The 15782-nt window shown below is 69.9% G+C and carries 17 protein-coding genes; 9 read left to right on the top strand and 8 right to left on the bottom strand.

Features of this window, described 5'->3' with window-relative positions:
* The first annotated feature begins 65 nt into the window (after nt 1-65).
* Complete coding sequence (locus tag AA0Y20_RS13990) at nt 66-1418, top strand: D-alanyl-D-alanine carboxypeptidase family protein (protein WP_412935440.1); 1353 nt, start codon at nt 66-68, stop codon at nt 1416-1418.
* On the opposite strand, the gene AA0Y20_RS13985 is transcribed toward AA0Y20_RS13990, so the two are convergent.
* Nucleotides 1397-1615: a hypothetical protein gene (locus AA0Y20_RS13985; protein ID WP_412935438.1), complete on the bottom strand. Its 219-nt coding sequence runs from the start codon at nt 1613-1615 to the stop codon at nt 1397-1399. The two genes, AA0Y20_RS13990 and AA0Y20_RS13985, sit on opposite strands and share 22 nt — an antisense overlap.
* A gap of 25 nt (nt 1616-1640) precedes the next feature.
* Here AA0Y20_RS13985 and AA0Y20_RS13980 point away from each other — a divergent pair, with 25 nt between their 5' ends.
* From AA0Y20_RS13980 to AA0Y20_RS13970, 3 genes are all read left to right on the top strand, one after another.
* Nucleotides 1641-2192, top strand: coding sequence for a CGNR zinc finger domain-containing protein (locus AA0Y20_RS13980; protein WP_412935437.1), 552 nt, complete (start codon nt 1641-1643; stop codon nt 2190-2192).
* Nucleotides 2193-2237: 45 nt separating this feature from the next.
* On the top strand, nt 2238-3107 hold the full coding sequence (locus AA0Y20_RS13975) for a WcbI family polysaccharide biosynthesis putative acetyltransferase (RefSeq protein WP_412935435.1): 870 nt from the start codon (nt 2238-2240) through the stop codon (nt 3105-3107).
* A 173-nt stretch (nt 3108-3280) separates the two neighbouring features.
* Entirely contained in the window at nt 3281-3574 is a 294-nt protein-coding gene (locus tag AA0Y20_RS13970; RefSeq protein WP_412935433.1) for a hypothetical protein, read from the top strand.
* Here the strand turns inward: AA0Y20_RS13970 and erm are convergent.
* Nucleotides 3556-4347 carry a 23S ribosomal RNA methyltransferase Erm gene (gene erm, locus AA0Y20_RS13965; protein ID WP_412935432.1) on the bottom strand — a complete coding sequence of 264 codons (792 nt, stop codon included), beginning with the start codon at nt 4345-4347 and terminating at the stop codon, nt 3556-3558. The two genes, AA0Y20_RS13970 and erm, sit on opposite strands and share 19 nt — an antisense overlap.
* Nucleotides 4348-4562: 215 nt before the next feature.
* Nucleotides 4563-5237, bottom strand: a complete 675-nt coding sequence (locus AA0Y20_RS13960; protein WP_412935430.1) for a TetR family transcriptional regulator — start codon at nt 5235-5237, stop codon at nt 4563-4565.
* Between the two features lie 53 nt (nt 5238-5290).
* On the opposite strand from AA0Y20_RS13960, the gene AA0Y20_RS13955 reads away from it, so the two are divergent.
* Complete coding sequence (locus AA0Y20_RS13955) at nt 5291-6766, top strand: MDR family MFS transporter (protein ID WP_412935428.1); 1476 nt, start codon at nt 5291-5293, stop codon at nt 6764-6766.
* A 77-nt stretch (nt 6767-6843) separates the two neighbouring features.
* Here the strand turns inward: AA0Y20_RS13955 and AA0Y20_RS13950 are convergent, their stop codons facing one another.
* Both AA0Y20_RS13950 and AA0Y20_RS13945 read right to left on the bottom strand, forming a co-directional pair.
* Nucleotides 6844-7863: an NADP-dependent oxidoreductase gene (locus AA0Y20_RS13950; RefSeq protein ID WP_412935426.1), complete on the bottom strand. Its 1020-nt coding sequence runs from the start codon at nt 7861-7863 to the stop codon at nt 6844-6846.
* Nucleotides 7864-7946: 83 nt separating this feature from the next.
* The gene (locus AA0Y20_RS13945; RefSeq protein ID WP_412939653.1) at nt 7947-8336 is read right to left on the bottom strand and encodes a DUF1304 domain-containing protein; all 390 of its coding nucleotides are present in this window, start codon (nt 8334-8336) and stop codon (nt 7947-7949) included.
* Between the two features lie 94 nt (nt 8337-8430).
* On the opposite strand from AA0Y20_RS13945, the gene AA0Y20_RS13940 reads away from it, so the two are divergent.
* The 4 genes from AA0Y20_RS13940 to AA0Y20_RS13925 all read left to right on the top strand — a co-directional run bounded on the left by AA0Y20_RS13940 (nt 8431) and on the right by AA0Y20_RS13925 (nt 12570).
* Nucleotides 8431-9021: a TetR/AcrR family transcriptional regulator gene (locus tag AA0Y20_RS13940; RefSeq protein WP_412935425.1), complete on the top strand. Its 591-nt coding sequence runs from the start codon at nt 8431-8433 to the stop codon at nt 9019-9021.
* Between the two features lie 110 nt (nt 9022-9131).
* Complete coding sequence (locus AA0Y20_RS13935; RefSeq protein ID WP_412935422.1) at nt 9132-10031, top strand: SDR family oxidoreductase; 900 nt, start codon at nt 9132-9134, stop codon at nt 10029-10031.
* Nucleotides 10028-11026, top strand: coding sequence for a hypothetical protein (locus AA0Y20_RS13930; RefSeq protein WP_412935420.1), 999 nt, complete (start codon nt 10028-10030; stop codon nt 11024-11026). Before AA0Y20_RS13935 ends, AA0Y20_RS13930 begins: the two co-directional genes overlap by 4 nt.
* The gene (locus tag AA0Y20_RS13925; protein ID WP_412935418.1) at nt 11023-12570 is read left to right on the top strand and encodes a GMC oxidoreductase; all 1548 of its coding nucleotides are present in this window, start codon (nt 11023-11025) and stop codon (nt 12568-12570) included. Before AA0Y20_RS13930 ends, AA0Y20_RS13925 begins: the two co-directional genes overlap by 4 nt.
* Before the next feature lie 72 nt (nt 12571-12642).
* On the opposite strand, the gene AA0Y20_RS13920 is transcribed toward AA0Y20_RS13925, so the two are convergent.
* From AA0Y20_RS13920 to AA0Y20_RS13910, 3 genes are read right to left on the bottom strand one after another with little or no spacing between them, the layout of a single operon-like run.
* Nucleotides 12643-14160, bottom strand: a complete 1518-nt coding sequence (locus AA0Y20_RS13920) for a tripartite tricarboxylate transporter permease (protein ID WP_412935416.1) — start codon at nt 14158-14160, stop codon at nt 12643-12645.
* Between the two features lies 1 nt (nt 14161).
* Nucleotides 14162-14746: a tripartite tricarboxylate transporter TctB family protein gene (locus tag AA0Y20_RS13915; protein ID WP_412935413.1), complete on the bottom strand. Its 585-nt coding sequence runs from the start codon at nt 14744-14746 to the stop codon at nt 14162-14164.
* The gene (locus AA0Y20_RS13910) at nt 14743-15765 is read right to left on the bottom strand and encodes a tripartite tricarboxylate transporter substrate binding protein (protein ID WP_412935411.1); all 1023 of its coding nucleotides are present in this window, start codon (nt 15763-15765) and stop codon (nt 14743-14745) included. The genes AA0Y20_RS13915 and AA0Y20_RS13910 overlap by 4 nt, the downstream gene beginning before the upstream one ends.
* Nucleotides 15766-15782: the final 17 nt, after the last annotated feature.

Genomic DNA, 15782 nt, shown 5'->3' with positions numbered 1-15782 from the left:
GAACCTCGAATCATCCGAGAGGATGACGTTTACGCGAGGATGGCCCTCACGAAGAAGGGGCGGCGATGGCGCGACGCGACTCGAGGGGCGATGACTTCGCCGACCTCGACGACCTCATCTCGGCGTCGGCCACCGCGCCGTCTGCGACCGCGGCCGAGGTCGCGGCATCGCGTCGTCGACGCCGTCGCAACGGCTGGATCGCCGCTGCCGTGACGGCCGCCGTCGTGCTCGGTGTGCCCGGGGGATATGCCGCGTGGGCCCTGAATGCCCCGCTGAAGCCGGCCACGGGAGAGGTCTCGATCCCGAGCGCCCCGGCTCCCGCGGCGGCCGTCGACATCGGCTTCACGGCGGACGGGGCCGCGGCGCTGTCCGTCGCCGGCGCGGAACCGTATCTCGGCTCCGAGGCGGCCGGTGTGTGGATGATCCAAGGCGGTGACGACCCTCGTCCGATCGCCAGCATCACCAAGGTCGTCACCGCGCTCGTGGTGCTGGACGCCTATCCGATCGCCGACGGCGACCGCGGGCCGACCCTCGTCTTCGACCGAGACGATCACGCGCTCTACGACGCATACTTCGTGCGCGACGCGACGATCGCTCCGATGCCGATCGGCAGTTCGCTGTCGCTGCGCGACGCCCTGGCGACGATGCTCATCCCCTCGGCGAGCAACTATGCCGAGGCGATCGCCGTCTGGGCGTTCGGCTCGGTGTCGGGCTTCCGAGCCGCGGCAGACCGCTGGCTGGTGGCGAACGGTCTGGAACGGACGAGCATCGTCGAGCCTTCGGGCCTCGACCCTCGCAACACGAGCACGCCGAGCGACCTCATCGCGCTCGGCCGCATCGCGGCCGCCGAGCCGACGGTGGCCGCGATCGCCGCGACGCCATCGCTCAGCCTGCCGGGGCCGGGACCGATGGCCAACACGAACAGGCTGCTCGGCCAGAGCGGGATCACGGGGCTCAAGACCGGGACGCTCGAGGAGAGCGGATCGAACCTGCTCTACACGGCGTCCGTCGATGTCGGGCTGCCCGAGCCGTTGAGCGTCGTGGGAGTGGCCCTCGGCGGATCATCGCAACGAGGCGTGGCGGCCAGCGTGCTCGGCGTCCTCGAGCGTCTGGCCGACGGTTTCCATGTGACAGCCGTCGCGCAGCACGGGCAGGAGATCGGCGCCTACACGACCGCGTGGGGGAGTTCGGCCCGAGTCGTGCTGGAGAAGGGGGCGTCGCTGCGCACGTGGTCCGACACGCCGATCGTGGTCGACGGCGACGTTCGCATGCCGCGCGATTGGGTCGACGGCGAGGTGCTGGGACAGATCACGTGGACGGCCGGCCCCGAGTCGGTCACCGTGCCCGTCGTGCTCGACGGAGACATCGAACCCCCTTCCGAGTGGTGGCGTCTCACTCATCCGGGTGAAATCGGCTGACGGATCTCGGTGCTCTGCGCGACCGGCGGGCACGATCCCGTCGCCTGCAGATCGATGCGTCGAGTCCCGCATCCGGCGCACCGCACGTAGCGCACGATGCCGTCCGACGTGCGGTGCGCCGACTCGGTCGTCCAGCCGTGCTCGTGCGTGCGAGTCGGAAGCGGTGCGGTCGGCGATGCGGGTGATGACGGAGACATGATCCGATCGTGATGTAATGCCGTTATGCAACTCAACCCTTACGGTGAGTATGCGGTCCTCCTCGCCGCGTCGCTCGCCAACGACTGGCCGAGCGATCGTGACGGTGTCGTCGCGCGCACGTACGAGTTCGGGATGACCGCGATCTACGCTCCGGCGGCCCCGTCCGACCTGGACGCGACGCGGGCGGTGATCGACTCCTGGCTCGAGGTAGTGGATGCCGAGACGCCGGCCCTCCGTGCGAGGTTGCTGAACCGGCTCATGGCGGAGGCGACCGCCTATCCGCGCCTGACCGATCACGACGGCGAGTGGCATCTGCACTACCGCGACGACGACCAGCGCCTGCCGCAGGTGCTGCGCGCCGTGTTCGCCGTGGGTACGGCGCTCCACGTGACGACGCGGGGGATGGGGCGTCTCTCCCGCTGCGCCGCGGGCCGGGCCCCCGGTGATCCGTGCCGGAACGTCGTCGTCGACGTCACCCGCAATGGGCGTCAACGCTACTGCTCGGTGCGGTGCGCCAACCGCGACGGTGTACGACGGCACCGTGCGAAGTCTGCCGTAGCGCATCACCCGGGCTGACGGCAAACGCCCGCGCCCGGCCGCATGAACGGACACAGTGGTGGGATGCTCCACGCCCCTGCCCCGTTCCGAGGCGCCGACCTCCCCGAGGGTTTCGGCCTCGTCGTCGGCAATTGCCAGGCCGAGTCGATGCGGATCGTGCTCGACGCGGCCGACCGCCCGACGGTTCGCGTTCCTCCCGTCCACGAGATGGATGCCGCAGACGTCGCCCGGCTGCATGAGCTGCTTCCCCGGGCGGCTTTCCTCGTCGCCCAGCCGGTGCGCGACGACTACCACGGTCTGCGTCTCGGGACCCGCCAGTTGGCGGCATCCCTGGGCCCGTCCGCCCGACTCGTGACGTTCCCTGTCGTGCGCTACGCGGGCTTGCATCCGTTCCAGGCCGCGCTGCACGTCGACGGGATCGACGAGGTGCCGCCGATCGTGGCGTATCACGACATCCGCACGCTCGCCACGGCGGCCGGACTCCCGACGGCTCCGCGACTCGATCCTCGGACTGTGCGGCACATCGAGAGCGATTCGCTGGCGGAGCTGCGCCGCCGCGAGGAGTCGATCGACGTCGCGGTATCCGACCTGCTGCGGCCCGCGTCGGCCGAACTGATGCGCACCGTCAACCACCCGGGCAACAGCGTATGGCTGCCTCTCGCCGAGCGCGTGCTGGCGGCTCTCGGCCTGCCGGGCGGTCCGACCGATCCGGGAAGGCCGCTGCTGAATGCGGTTCGGGCCCCGCTCGAGGAGTGGGTGGTCGACGCGTGGGGGCTCTCCGATCCGCCGCAGGGTTCGTGGATCGTGAACCGCGAGCATGTGGATCCGGCCGTCGTCGCGGAGGCCCACGCCGACTGGTACCGGGCGCACCCCGACTTCGTCGCGGCGGCGACGGTCCGTCTGCGCGACGTGATCGGCCGTTGGCGAGGATGAGCCCGTCCGGCCCCCGGTCAGCGGTGGCGTGCTAGCGTTGAAACGTCCCTTCGGGGCTCGTGTGTCGTTCGTCTGGCTCACTGTCGAGCAGATCGTCCGACGCGATCACTGGTTCATCCAGCCCTCATCTTTTCTCCGCGCACCGTGCTGTGCGCGCTCTTTCTCAGGACATCGTGCTTTCTACACTCTCTCTTTCCGCGCCCTCGCTCGTCTGGCGACAGGCGGACGCCGACTTCTTCGTCGCGACTCTCGACGGCCAGTACGCCGGCTTCGTGACTACCGGTTCCCTGCCCGCGACGTTCGACGCCGAGAGCGGCCACGGCGCCGACCTCGGCTCGCACGCATCGCCGGGGGCGGCGGCCGCGGCCGTCGCCGAGGCTGCCCGGCCGGCCATCCCGCGCCGCGGTGCACGCGCCCAGCGGCGACGCGCCCGCGGCGCGGGAACCCCTCAGCGCGTGCGCTCCTGAGACGTTCGCCGGCACTCCCGCAGCGCCCGCCACAGCTCGGCCCACTGCCCAGGCGTCAGGTCGCGCGGCAGTGCGTCGGGGGCGACCTCGGCGCGGTGGCAGGCGCCGCGGGCGGTCGCGGCGCTCGCGCCGACCGACCGCCGGAGGATGCCGGCCAGGCCGTGGCCCCGTCCCGTGAACGTCGTGCGCACGAACGACTCGTAGCCGTGTCGTTCGGCTTCGGGAAGCAGCGGCGACGCTCGTCTCGCGATGGCGAGGATGCCGCCATCCACCGACGGCCGGGGTTCGAAGCCCCAGCTCGGCACGCGCCCGTGGAGGGTGAAGTCGAACCAGGGAGCGGTCTGCGCCGTCATCATGGTCCGGCCGCCCACCCCCGCTCTCTTCCGCGCGACCTCCCATTGGGTCACGAGCACCGCATGCTGCCAGCCTGACTCAGTCAGGAGCCGGCGCAGGATCGGTGTCGTCAGGTGGAACGGGATGTTGCCGACGACGACCGGAGCATCCAGCCGTCGTCGTAACGCATCGTCGGTGATGACGGTGACCTTCGGAAGCGCGCGCGACAGTCGGCGCGCGCGGTGCTCGTCGATCTCGATGGCCGTCAGTGCGCGACCGGACGAAGCGAGCACGCGGGTGAGCGCACCGTCACCGGCGCCGAGTTCCAGGATCGGGCCCTCGGTGGCGGTGACGAGTGCGGAGATGGTGTCGAGGGTGGGGCGATGGGTCAGGAAGTTCTGGCCGAGTTCGTGGCGTCCGCCATGGCGGGAACGAGGCATGGGTGTGCTCCGATGTTCGAGGGGAGCACCCCGGATGCGGGGAGGCAAGCAAGAGGCCCGTCCGAGGTGCAGAAGACATCTCGAAGGACGGCGCGGTCAGACCAGCGATGCCGTACGCGCCGTCAGGCGCGGCGGTCGCGGAACGTGAAGGTGCGCGCCATCACGGGCGCTGAGATTATGTAACCCACGGATCCAGGCTAGCAGCGAGGGCTCGGTCAGCCGTAGTGCGGGGGATCGGCCTCGAGGTCGCGGGCGACCGTCGCGACACCGCGCCGCATCTCGAGGTAGATCTGGCGAACGCTCGCGCGCTCGTTGAGCTCGGCACGCCGGACCCACTCGTCGATCGTGAGCCGGAGGACGAGCGCCATCGTCGAGACGGCGGCGCGAGCTGCGAGTACATCGGCATCGGCGCCCGCCGCATCGACGGCCGCGTCGGTGAGCTGCTCGACCTCTTCGGCCTCATTGCGCAGCGCGACGGCCAGCAGTGACGGCTCCGAGCCGACGAGACGGCGGATGCGCAGCGCGCGGATGTGCTCGTCGGGATGGGCGTCGAACCGGTCGAGGAGCTTGAGCCAGCTGCGCTCGATCCCCTCGACGACCGAGGCTCCGCCGCGCACGGCCTCGATCGCGTCGCCGACGACCCGTGCCGAATCGTCGGCGCTGGCGAACACGGCGGCCTCCTTCGTGGGGAAGTACCGGAAGAAGGTGCGCTGCGATGTGCCGGCGCGGCGGGCGATGTCGTCGACCGTCGTGCCATGGACCCCGTGCTGCTCGAAGAGGTCGAGTGCGGCATCCGACAGCTCGCGCTGGGTCTCCTGCCGCCGACGCTCGCGCAGGCCCGCCGGATGGTCGTCGACGACCGGGCTGTCCTGATCGCTATCGCGCCGCATGACTTAAGTGTCGCACAGCGCCAAAGTGGCAGAGACTGCCATATGATCAGTGAGTGACACTCGAGCAGCAGCATCCCGAAACCTCCACCATCCCGACGCCGGCACCCTCTCGCGCGACGACCGCCCGCACCGGACCGGTCATCGCGCTGCTCGTCGCCTCGGCATTCGTGGTCATCCTCAACGAGACGATCATGGGCGTGGCCCTGCCGCGGCTGATGGTCGATCTCCAGATCACCGCGGCCACCGCGCAGTGGCTCACCACGGGGTTCCTCCTGACGATGGCCGTCGTCATCCCGCTGACGGGTTACGTGCTGGCGCGATTCCCGATCCGCGGCGTCTTCTTCACGGCGATGTCGCTGTTCGCCGCCGGGACGCTGATCGCCGCGCTCGCGCCCGGCTTCGGGATGCTGCTCGCCGGACGCGTCGTGCAGGCCTCGGGTACGGCCATCATGATGCCGCTGCTCATGACCACGGTGCTCAACGTCGTCGAGCCGGCGCGCCGGGGACGGATGATGGGCGTGATCAGCATCGTGATCGCGGTCGCCCCGGCGATCGGCCCCACCGTCTCGGGCCTGATCCTGTCGGTTCTCGACTGGCGCTGGATGTTCTGGCTCGTGCTCCCGATCGCGCTGCTCGCGATCGCTCTCGGTGCGATCTGGGTGCAGAACGTCACCGAGACGCGCGAGGCGCGTTTCGACGTCGGCTCGGTCGTCCTCTCGGCCCTCGGCTTCGGCGGACTGATCTTCGGGCTGAGCTCGATCGGCGAATCGGCGACCGGCCACGCGCCGGTCCCGGTGTGGATCCCGCTCGTCGTCGGTTCGCTCTCGCTCGCCGCCTTCGTGATGCGTCAGCTGAAACTGCAGCGCAGCGACGCGGCCCTGCTCGACCTGCGGACCTTCCGGTCGCGATCGTTCAGCCTCGCCGTCGTGCTCGTCGTCGTGGTGATGTCGGCGCTCTTCGGATCGCTCATCCTGCTGCCGCTCTACCTGCAGCAGGTGCTCGGCCTCGACACTCTGACCGTCGGCCTGATGCTGCTGCCCGGCGGCGTGCTCATGGGGCTCATCGCGCCGGTCGTCGGTGCACTGTTCGACCGTTTCGGGCCGACGCCGCTCGTCATCCCCGGGATGATCGTCGCGGCCGCGGCGCTGTGGGGCATGACGACCTTCGGTGTCGGGACCCCCATCGCGTGGATCATCGCCGTGCACATGGGCCTCAACCTCGGCCTGGGCTGCGTGTTCACGCCCCTCCTGACCTCGGCGCTCGGGTCGTTGCCGGTGCGGCTGTACTCGCACGGCAGTGCGACGGTGAGCACGCTGCAGCAGGTCGCCGGCGCCGCGGGAACGGCACTGTTCGTCACCCTCATGTCGGTCGGCGCCGCGTCGGCCGCCGCGGATGGCGTCGATGCGATCGCCGCGACCGCGTCGGGTGTTCACACGGCCTTCGTCACGGGTGCATGCATCGCCTCCGCTGCGGTGGTGCTGACCCTCTTCGTCCGGCGTCCGGCTGCCGTCCCCGCGCCGCAGCGCTGAGGGTCGCCCCGCGACGCGAATGGCGGTGACGCGCGGAGCGTCACCGCCATTCTGGTCGGTTCGAGGGGACGAGCGGTTTAGGGGCGGGAGGTGCGCACCAGCATCTTGCCGGTGTTGGCACCGCGCATCATCGCCAGGAAGGCGTCGACGGTGTTCTCGATGCCGTCGACGATGGTCTCGTCGTAGGCGATCTTTCCCTCGGCGAACCAGCCCGTCATCTTCTCGGTGAACTCGGGTGCCAGGTGCAGATAGGCGGCGAGCGTGAAGCCGGTCGCGGTGAGGCCCCGGGTGATCATGTTGGCCATGTTGTCGGGTCCGGGCGTCTTCTCGGTGGTGTTGTACCCCGTGATGGCGCCGCAGAGCGCGAGGCGACCGCCAGTGTTCATGACATCGAGCGCCGCCTCGAGGTGGTCGCCGCCGACGTTGTCGAAGAACACGTCGACGCCGTCCGGAGCATGAGCCGCGAGCTGCTCGCGGACGGGGGCGTCCTTGTAGTTGAAGGCGGTGTCGTAACCGTACTTCTCGGTGAGCAGCGTGACCTTCTCGGCCGAGCCGGCCGAGCCGATGACGCGGCCCGCGCCGAGGAGCTTGGCGATCTGGCCGACCGCGGTGCCGACGGCGCCCGCCGCGCCCGAGACGAACACGGTGTCGCCCGGCTTCAGATGGGCGATGGTGGTGAGTCCGATGTAGGCGGTCAGGCCCGTCATGCCGAGGATGTGCAAGCGCACCGAGAGGGGGAGGCCGGCGATCTCGGGGACGGCTCGGAACGTCGAGGAGTCGGCCTGCGCGACATCCGACCATCCGTGCTGGTGGAGGACGACCGTGCCCACGGGAAGGTCGTCCGACGCGCTCGCGACCACGCGGCCAATCGCGCCGCCGGCGATGACGTCGCCGAGGGCGTACGGCGGCACGTAGCTCCGGACGTCGTTCATCCGCCCACGCATGTAGGGGTCGACCGAGACGAACTCGTTCGCCACCCGCACCTCGCCGGGGGCGGGGTCGCTCAGCTCGACGCGTTCGATCGAGAAGTCGTCGTGCGTCGGCCAGCCCTGGGGGCGGCGTGCGAGACGGATCTGCGTGCTGGTTCCGTGGCTCATGTTTCTCCTTCGTGAGGGGGCGGTGACGGATGCCGCGGGGCTCGGTCGGAGCCGCGGACGAGGGGTGGCGCGGATGCGTCGGGTCAGAGTGCGAGGCCGATGGCGAGTGCCACGACGCCGAGGGCCGGGATCACGCCCTGCTTGAGCGCGGCGGAGGCCTTCGAGGGGTCGGAGAGGATGAGGACGAGGCTGGCCGCGACCATGGAACCGGCTCCGGCGAAGACGAGCGCCGAGCCGACCGTGAGCGCGCCGCCGATGACGAAGGCGATGCCGACGAACACCGTGATCGCGAGGAACAGGTTGTAGAAGCCCTGATTGAAGGCCAGTGCCTTCTGGGTCTCTGCCTGGGCGACCGTTCCGGTGCCGAACGTCTCGCGTGCCCGCTTGCTGGTCCAGGCGATGGACTCGAGGTAGAAGATGAAGACGTGGATGAGCGCTGCGACGCCCGTAAGCGCAAGACCGACGATGATCACGAGCTGTTCCCTTCCGGCGGTGGACACCGCAGTTTCTGTATCGCTTGGTTCAATATATACTGAACTGACCGATACACAAAAGGGGGCGCGGCGCATGGGCCGAACGCAGAGCTACGACCGCGACGATGTCGTCCGCGCGGCACGCAGCGTGTTCTGGGAACAGGGATACGATGGCGCGCCGCTGCCCGAGCTCGAGCGCGTGACGGGGCTGAATCGATCGAGCATCTACCACGCGTTCGGTTCGAAGCGCGGCCTGTTCGACGCTGCCGTCGAGAGCTACCTCGACGAGATCATCCGACCGCGGTTGTCGCCTCTCACCGCTGACGAGGTCGCCCCGGGCGCGCTAGAGGACTACCTCGCGGGACTGCGGCGCGCGCTACAGCAGCCGAGCTCGCTGCCCGCGTCGAGCGGATGTCTGCTGGTGAACACGGCGGCGGCTCCGATCGCTCGTGACGAGGCCGTCGCGCACGTGATCGCGGGGTACCGCGCCGAGCTGCGCGCCGCCTTCGGCCGCGGTGTCAGCGCGCGCCGCCCCGACCTCGAGGCCGATCGGCAGGCGACCCTCGCCGACGCGTGCACGGGACTCGTCGTCTCGGCGTTCGCGCTCGCGCGCGTCGACGCTGTCGGAGCCGCGGATGCCGTCGGCACAGCCATCGCGCTCGTCGCCGGGCCTGCGCCGACCTGACGGCGCGCGTCCGGGTCGGTAGCGCGCTTCGAGGTGAGCCGCTTTACGCCCCTCCCTTGACTTTTGGCAAGCGTTCGCGCCGAGATTCGGCCGACACCTACCGTGAGCCCGTGGAGCACAGCGATCAATACACCTTCGACAACCCGGTGACCCGATACGACCGGGTCGAGCCGCCGGTCCAGCACCAGCCCGAGCCCGGCATCCAGGCCGACATGCAGCCGATCCCCAACCTCGGCGAGCAGACCTACCGCGGTTCCGGACGTCTGTTCGGTCGCAAGGCCCTCATCACCGGCGGCGACTCCGGCATCGGCGGTGCCACCGCGATCGCCTTCGCCCGCGAGGGTGCCGACGTCGTCATCGTCCACCTGCCCGCCGAGCAGCGCGACGCCGACCGCATCCTCGGCCTCGTCGCCGACGCCGGTGTGCGCGGTCACGCGATCGCCGCCGATATCTCCACCGCCGACGCGTGCCGTTCGCTCGTGGCCGAGGCCGTCGAGTTCCTCGGGGGCCTCGACATCCTCGTCAACAACGCGGGCAAGCAGGTCGCCGTCGAGCGGCTCGAAGACCTGTCGGACGAGCAGTTCGCGACCACCTTCCACACGAATGTCTTCGCGAACTTCTGGATCACGAAAGCCGCTCTGCCCCACCTTCCGGCGGGTGCTTCGATCATCAACACGGCCTCGCTCGAGGCGTACAAGCCGGCGCCGGACCGCGTCGACTACGCCGCGACGAAGGCCGCGGTCAACAACCTCTCGAAGGGACTCGCGCAGCAGCTGGCGCCGCGCGGCATCCGTGTGAACGTCGTCGCCCCCGGGCCCACGTGGTCGGCGCTCCAGGTGAGCGACGGGGTCTCGGACGAGCAGATGCGGGCCTTCGACGACGAGAGCACCTACCAGCGCGCGGGTCAGCCCGCGGAGATCGCGCCCGCGTTCGTCTTCCTCGCCTCGCCCGAGTCGAGTTATGTCTCGGGCGAGACGCTCAACGTCAACGGCGGCATGGTCACCCCGTGAGCGACAACGCTTTCGCGGTCGTCTCGCTTCGCGGAGACGTACCGGACCTCGACGTCGGGTCAGCAGACGCTGTCGGCCCGTTCCGGCAGATCACGCTCGACCCGGCTCTTGGCGCCGAGACTCTGATCGAGGTCGTCGCCGACGCAGAGATCACGACGCCGTGGATCCTCGTGGCCGGACAGGACGAACACGGGCTCGCGGAAGACCTCGTCGACCGGATCCTCGCCGGCGCCATCGGCGTCTTCGGTCTCGCCGGAGTCGTGCTCGAGGGTGGGGCGATCCCCGAGGGCATCCGTGACCACGAGGTGCCCGCGACGATCGCGGCGGGGGATGTGGCAGCAGCCGTGCGCGACCTCGCGGCGGACATCGCCGGCCGCGGACCGCGCGTGCCCGAGCCCTGGGCGCGGGTCATCGCCTCGTCGCGGACGGATGTCGCCGTGCGCGCCACTCTCGCTCGCCGCGCGCTCACCGACGACCCGGCTTACCGTCCGCGAGCCCTCACGCCCGAGCAGCTCGCTCTCCTGCGCGACCTCGCGAATCGCGTCGTCCCGCAGGGCGACGGTGCGACGATCGATCTCGCTGCCCGCCTCGACCGCATGATCGAGGCGGGGGAGAGTGACGGGTGGCGCCCCACCGGCATGTCGACCGACGTCGAGGCCTATCGCGCCGGGCTCGACGCGCTCGCCGCGATCTGGATGCGCGGCCCGGCCGCTCAGGATGCCGTCATCCGCCGGGTGATCGACGGCGACGCCCCCTCGGGCGCGGTCCTCACCCCCGACCAGCTGAGCCTGTGGTTCGAGGACGCCCGTAACGACCTTGCGCGCGTCTGGCTGTCGCACCCGGCATCCCTCGCCCGCGTCGGGTACTCGGGGTTCGCAACCGGAGGAACCGGACCGGAGCCCGCCGGATACCTCGTCCTCGCCGCCGGCGAGCGCGAGGAATGGGAACCCGAAGAGCTCGGACGCCTCGGCGCCGCGAAAGGACGAACCGCATGAACCTGTCCGGAATGCGCCGGTACGACCTCGACGAGATCGTCGACGTCGTCGTCGTGGGAACGGGAGCCGGTGGCGGCCCGCTGCTGAGCCGGCTCGCCGAACGCGGTCTGCGCGTCGTCGCGCTCGAGGCGGGGCCGAATCTCGAGATGGACGAGTTCACGCCCGACGAGCGCGAGGCGACGCGCATCAACTGGATGTCCGATCGGTTCAGCGGGGGTGACACCCCCACCGCCTTCGGTCCGAACAACAGCGGCTGGGGCGTCGGCGGCGGTACGCTGCACTGGGGCGCGTTCACGCCGCGACCTGATCGACGCGACCTCTCGCTGCGCAGTGAGACGGGCGAGGGACGCGACTGGCCGATCGATTACGACGAGCTCATCCGGTACATCGTCGAGGTCGAGCGGGTGATCGGCGTCAGCGGACCCACCCCGTACCCGTGGGACCCGCAGCGCGAGTACCTCGACGGACCCACCCACCGGAACGCCCCGGCGGACCTCGTCCTGCGGGGGTGCGAACGTCTGGGGATCACGGCGACCGACGCCCCGGCGGCCATCATCACACGAGACCGCGAGCAGCCGCACTACGGTCTGCGCAAGGCCAGCATCGACGTCGGCGGCATCCATCAGGGAGACCGCTTCGGATACAAGGCGACGACGGCCATCACGTACCTGCCCGTCGCCGTCGCCCATGGGGCCGAGATCCGTCCTGACTCGATGGTGCACCGCATCGAACAGGATGCCGCAGGTCGCGTCACCGGCGTCGTCTATCTCCACGACGGGGTCGAGTACCGGCAGCGCTGTCACGCGCTCGTCCTCGCGGGCGGGGGGATCGAGACCCCGCGGCTGCTGCTGAACACGGGGCTCGCGAACTCCAGCGGTCAGGTCGGTCGCAACTTCCTCGCTCACGGCGCGGTGCAGGTGTGGGGCCGCTTCGACGAGAGCATCCGCGGCTACCGCGGTTACCCGTCCGCGGCGATCACGGAGGACTTCGTGCGGCCCGAGGGCGTCGACTTCGCAGGCGGTTACCTCATCCAGAGCCTCGGAGTCATGCCGCTGACCTATGCGACGTCACTCGTCCGCGGCGGGTCGCTGTGGGGTCAGGACCTCATGGATGCTCTCGACGCCTGGCAGTTCTCGGCGGGCATCGGGATCAACGGCGAGTGTCTCCCGTCCGACGACAACCTGCTGATCCTCTCGGAGGAGACGGACGAGTGGGGTATCCCGCGTGCGGAGATCAGCTTCTCGCCGGGGCCCAACGAGCGAGCGATCGACGATCACGCGGTAGCGGTCATGACGCGCATCCTCGACGCGGCCGGCGCGCGCGAGACCCGCGTGCTCGCACGGACCGCCCACACGATCGGCACGTGCCGGATGAGCACTGATCCCGATGACGGCGTCGTCGATCCCGACGGTCGCTCGCATGACATCCCCAACATGTGGATCTGCGACAACTCCACGTTCCCGAGCGCACTGTCGGCGAACCCGGGGCTGACCCAGATGGCGCTGTCACTGCGCACGGCGGATCGGCTGCTCGCCTCGGCCTGATCGGCGCGAACACGACGGAAGAGGGCGGATGCTGCGCGCTGCGGCATCCGCCCTTTTCCGTGGTCTGTCGGCTCACGCGTCGGTGAGCTGCTTCTCGCGCTTGCGGGCCACCACGCGGTTGCGCACCGAGAAGATCAGGACGAGCGCGAGGAGGGCGTAGAGCACGATCGTGATCGGGCTCTGGACGAGCACAGAGAAGTCGCCGTTCGAGCTCATCGCGGCATCGCGCAGACTCGTCTCGGCGAGCGGACCCAGGACCATGCCGATGATGAGCGGCGCGAGCGGGAAGTCGAGGGCTCGCATGAGGAAGCCGAGCAGCCCGATGCCGAGCAGCATCAGCAGATCGAAGGTCGAGCCCGAGGTCGCGTAGATGCCCAGTCCGCAGAACACCGTGATGCCCGCGTAGAGATAGGGGCGCGGGATCAGGAGGAGCTTGGCCCAGACCATCGCGAACGGCAGGTTCAGGATGAGCAGCACGACCATCGCGATGAAGAAGCTCGCCAGCAGCGACCACACCAGGTCGGGCGCCCGGTCGAACAGCAGCGGGCCGGGCTGGAGACCGTACTGGCGGAAGGCGGCGAGCATGATCGCCGCGGTCGCGGAGATCGGCAGCCCGAGCGCGAGCAGGGCGCCCATCGCCATGCCGGTGGTGGAGTTGCCCGCGGCCTCGGGGGCGGCGAGACCGCGAATCGCGCCCTTGCCGAACTGCGGGTTCTTCCGACGAGCGTCGAGCCGCTTCTCGACGCCGTAGGCGAGGAAGGTGGGGATCTCCGATCCGCCGGCCGGCACGACGCCGAACGGCAGACCGATCGCGGTGCCGCGGGCCCAGGCGGGCGCGGCCTCCTTCAGCTCGCGGCGCGAGAGCCACGGGCGACCCGTGGGCTTGATGAGGGCCTTGTTCGACGTGTGCCGCTCGAGGCAGGCGACGTAGATCACCTCGCCGAGCGCGAGGATCGCGACCGTCACCGTCACGAGGGAGACGCCGTCGAACAGGTTGGGGGAGTCCATCGTGAAGCGCGGTGCGCCCGAGACGCCGTCGATGCCGATGACGGCGATGCCCAGACCGATGAACAGGGCGGTGAGGCCCTTGACCACGTTGTCGGTCACGACCGACGACGTCGCCGCGAACGCGAAGACCGCGAGGGCGAAGAACTCGGCGGGGCCGAACCTGCTCGAGAAGTCCGCGAGCGCGGGAGCGACGAACACCACGACGATCGACGCCACGAAGCCGCCGATGAACGCGCCGATGGCCGCGGTGGCGAGCGCCTGGGCCGCGCGTCCGTTCAGCGCCATCTTGTGGCCCTCGAACGTCGAGGCGATCGCCGAGGCCTGGCCGGGCGTGTTCATGAGGATGCCCATGGTCGAGTCGCCGAAGAGCCCGCCGAAGTACACGCCCGCGAACATGATGAACGCGGCCGTCGGATCGAGCGAGAACGTGATCGGCAGCAGCAGGGCGACCGCCATCGACGATCCCAGACCGGGGAGCACACCCACGGCCGTTCCGAGGAGACACCCCACGAGCACCCAGAGCAGGTTGGCGGGGGTCAGTGCGCCGGCGAATCCCTCGCCGAGAAGCTGAAGCACATCCATGTCAGAACCCTCCGAGGATGCCGGAGGGAAGCGGCATCCCGAGCACCATGTCGAAACCGATGTAGGCGATCGAGCTCACCGTCAGCCCGACGACGAGACCGCCGAGGTGCTTCGTCGAGCCGAAAGCGCGGGCGACGCACCAGAAGAGCAGGCCAGCGGCGATGATCCAGCCGAGGAGATCGAGCAGGAAGGCGAAGCCGAGGAACGACAGCACGACCCACAGCAGCGAACGCACGTCGACGCGGACGGGTCGCGCGGCAGCGGAGCCGTCGGACTCGGCATCCGTGATGTCGGGTCGTGCTGCGCTCGTCTCGCGCATCTCTTTCAGGGCCGAGACGACGAGGGCGGCCGCGAAGACGTACAGGCCGCCCGCGATGATCGCGGGGAAGAACTGGGGGCCGGGGAAGACCGCGTTGGCCGGGACCTTCATGGTGAAGATGCCGACGAGCAGGTAGGTGGCGAAGGCGGTGATGATCACCGGCATCGTCAGCCCCTTGAGCAGCGCGGCGATGCCGGGGCCCGAGACGAGCCTCAGGCGGTCGCCGACGACGGCCGAGGTCGCGGTCGGGTTCGGGGGGAACGTCATAGTCCCATCTCCTCGTACAGGTTCGTGATGCGCTCTTCCTCGTCGTCGAGGAAGGCCGTCAGCTCTTCTCCGGTGATGATGCGCTCGGTCCAGCGGTAGCGCTCGATCGCGTCCTGCCACTCGGGGGTGGCGACCGAGTCGAGCACGAGCTCGGTCAGCGCCGTCACGTCGGCGTCATCCAGGCCCGCGGGCGCCGCGAGCATGCGCCAGTTCGACAGCGAGATGTCGTAGCCCTGCTCGGCGGCGGTAGGGATGTCGATGCCGTCGATCGGCTCCTTCGCGACCAGGGCGAGCGCTCGCAGACGACCCGCCTCGATCTGATCGATGTTGTCGGGATAGCCGCCGGCGGCCGCCTTCGCGGTGCCGTTGAGGAGCGCCTGGATGGCCTCGCCGCCGCCGTCGGACGAGATGTACGTCGTGCCGACGGGGTCGATTCCCGCGGCGAGAGCGAGGTCGGTGACCACGAGCTGATCGAACGACCCGCCGCCGGTCCACGGGATCGACTTGGGGTTCTCGCGCCAGGCGTTCACGAGGTCGTCGAGGCTCTCGTACGGTGAGTCGGCCGGCACGACGATGACGTCGTACTCCTCGACCACGACCGCGAGCGGGGTCACATCGCCGAGCTTCGCGGCCGAGTCGAACTGGATCGTCGCGGCCAGGAGCCCGGTTCCGCCGACGAGCATGTTCCCGGGCTGACCGTCGAGCACGGAGACGTTGCCGAGGGCGATCGTCCCGCCGGCGCCCGGCATGTTCACCACCTGCACGTTGTTCACCAGGCCGTTGGCCTTCTGCGCCTGCTGCAGCTCGCGGGCCACGCCGTCCCAGCCGCCACCGGCGGCAGCGGGGGCGATGATCGTCATCGAGGCGCTGATCTCCTGGCCGGTGGCGGCCGAGGTGACCGATCCGACCGCGGCGGTCGCGATCGCGGCGGCCGCGACGGCGCCTCCGATGATGCGGGCTGCGACCGTGCGGCCGCGGTGCGCCGGGCGCGCGCCGGCATCTGTCGCGCTATGCGTCATGATCACTCCATTCGCGC

The organism is Microbacterium pratiae, assembly GCF_047302165.1.
Classification (GTDB): Bacteria; Actinomycetota; Actinomycetes; order Actinomycetales; family Microbacteriaceae; genus Microbacterium.
The sequence above is the reverse complement of the archived record's forward strand: the minus strand, read 5'-3'. Positions and strand labels throughout refer to the sequence as shown.

Coding starts and splice junctions, on each gene's coding strand:
- AA0Y20_RS13910 (WP_412935411.1), bottom strand. CDS start 15,765: ATGACGCATAGCGCGACAGATGCCGGCGCGCGCCCGGCGCACCGCGGC.
- AA0Y20_RS13980 (WP_412935437.1), top strand. CDS start 1,641: ATGCAACTCAACCCTTACGGTGAGTATGCGGTCCTCCTCGCCGCGTCG.
- AA0Y20_RS13990 (WP_412935440.1), top strand. CDS start 66: ATGGCGCGACGCGACTCGAGGGGCGATGACTTCGCCGACCTCGACGAC.
- erm (WP_412935432.1), bottom strand. CDS start 4,347: ATGCCTCGTTCCCGCCATGGCGGACGCCACGAACTCGGCCAGAACTTC.
- AA0Y20_RS13975 (WP_412935435.1), top strand. CDS start 2,238: ATGCTCCACGCCCCTGCCCCGTTCCGAGGCGCCGACCTCCCCGAGGGT.
- AA0Y20_RS13920 (WP_412935416.1), bottom strand. CDS start 14,160: ATGGATGTGCTTCAGCTTCTCGGCGAGGGATTCGCCGGCGCACTGACC.
- AA0Y20_RS13915 (WP_412935413.1), bottom strand. CDS start 14,746: ATGACGTTCCCCCCGAACCCGACCGCGACCTCGGCCGTCGTCGGCGAC.
- AA0Y20_RS13940 (WP_412935425.1), top strand. CDS start 8,431: ATGGGCCGAACGCAGAGCTACGACCGCGACGATGTCGTCCGCGCGGCA.
- AA0Y20_RS13950 (WP_412935426.1), bottom strand. CDS start 7,863: ATGAGCCACGGAACCAGCACGCAGATCCGTCTCGCACGCCGCCCCCAG.
- AA0Y20_RS13985 (WP_412935438.1), bottom strand. CDS start 1,615: ATGTCTCCGTCATCACCCGCATCGCCGACCGCACCGCTTCCGACTCGC.
- AA0Y20_RS13925 (WP_412935418.1), top strand. CDS start 11,023: ATGAACCTGTCCGGAATGCGCCGGTACGACCTCGACGAGATCGTCGAC.
- AA0Y20_RS13960 (WP_412935430.1), bottom strand. CDS start 5,237: ATGCGGCGCGATAGCGATCAGGACAGCCCGGTCGTCGACGACCATCCG.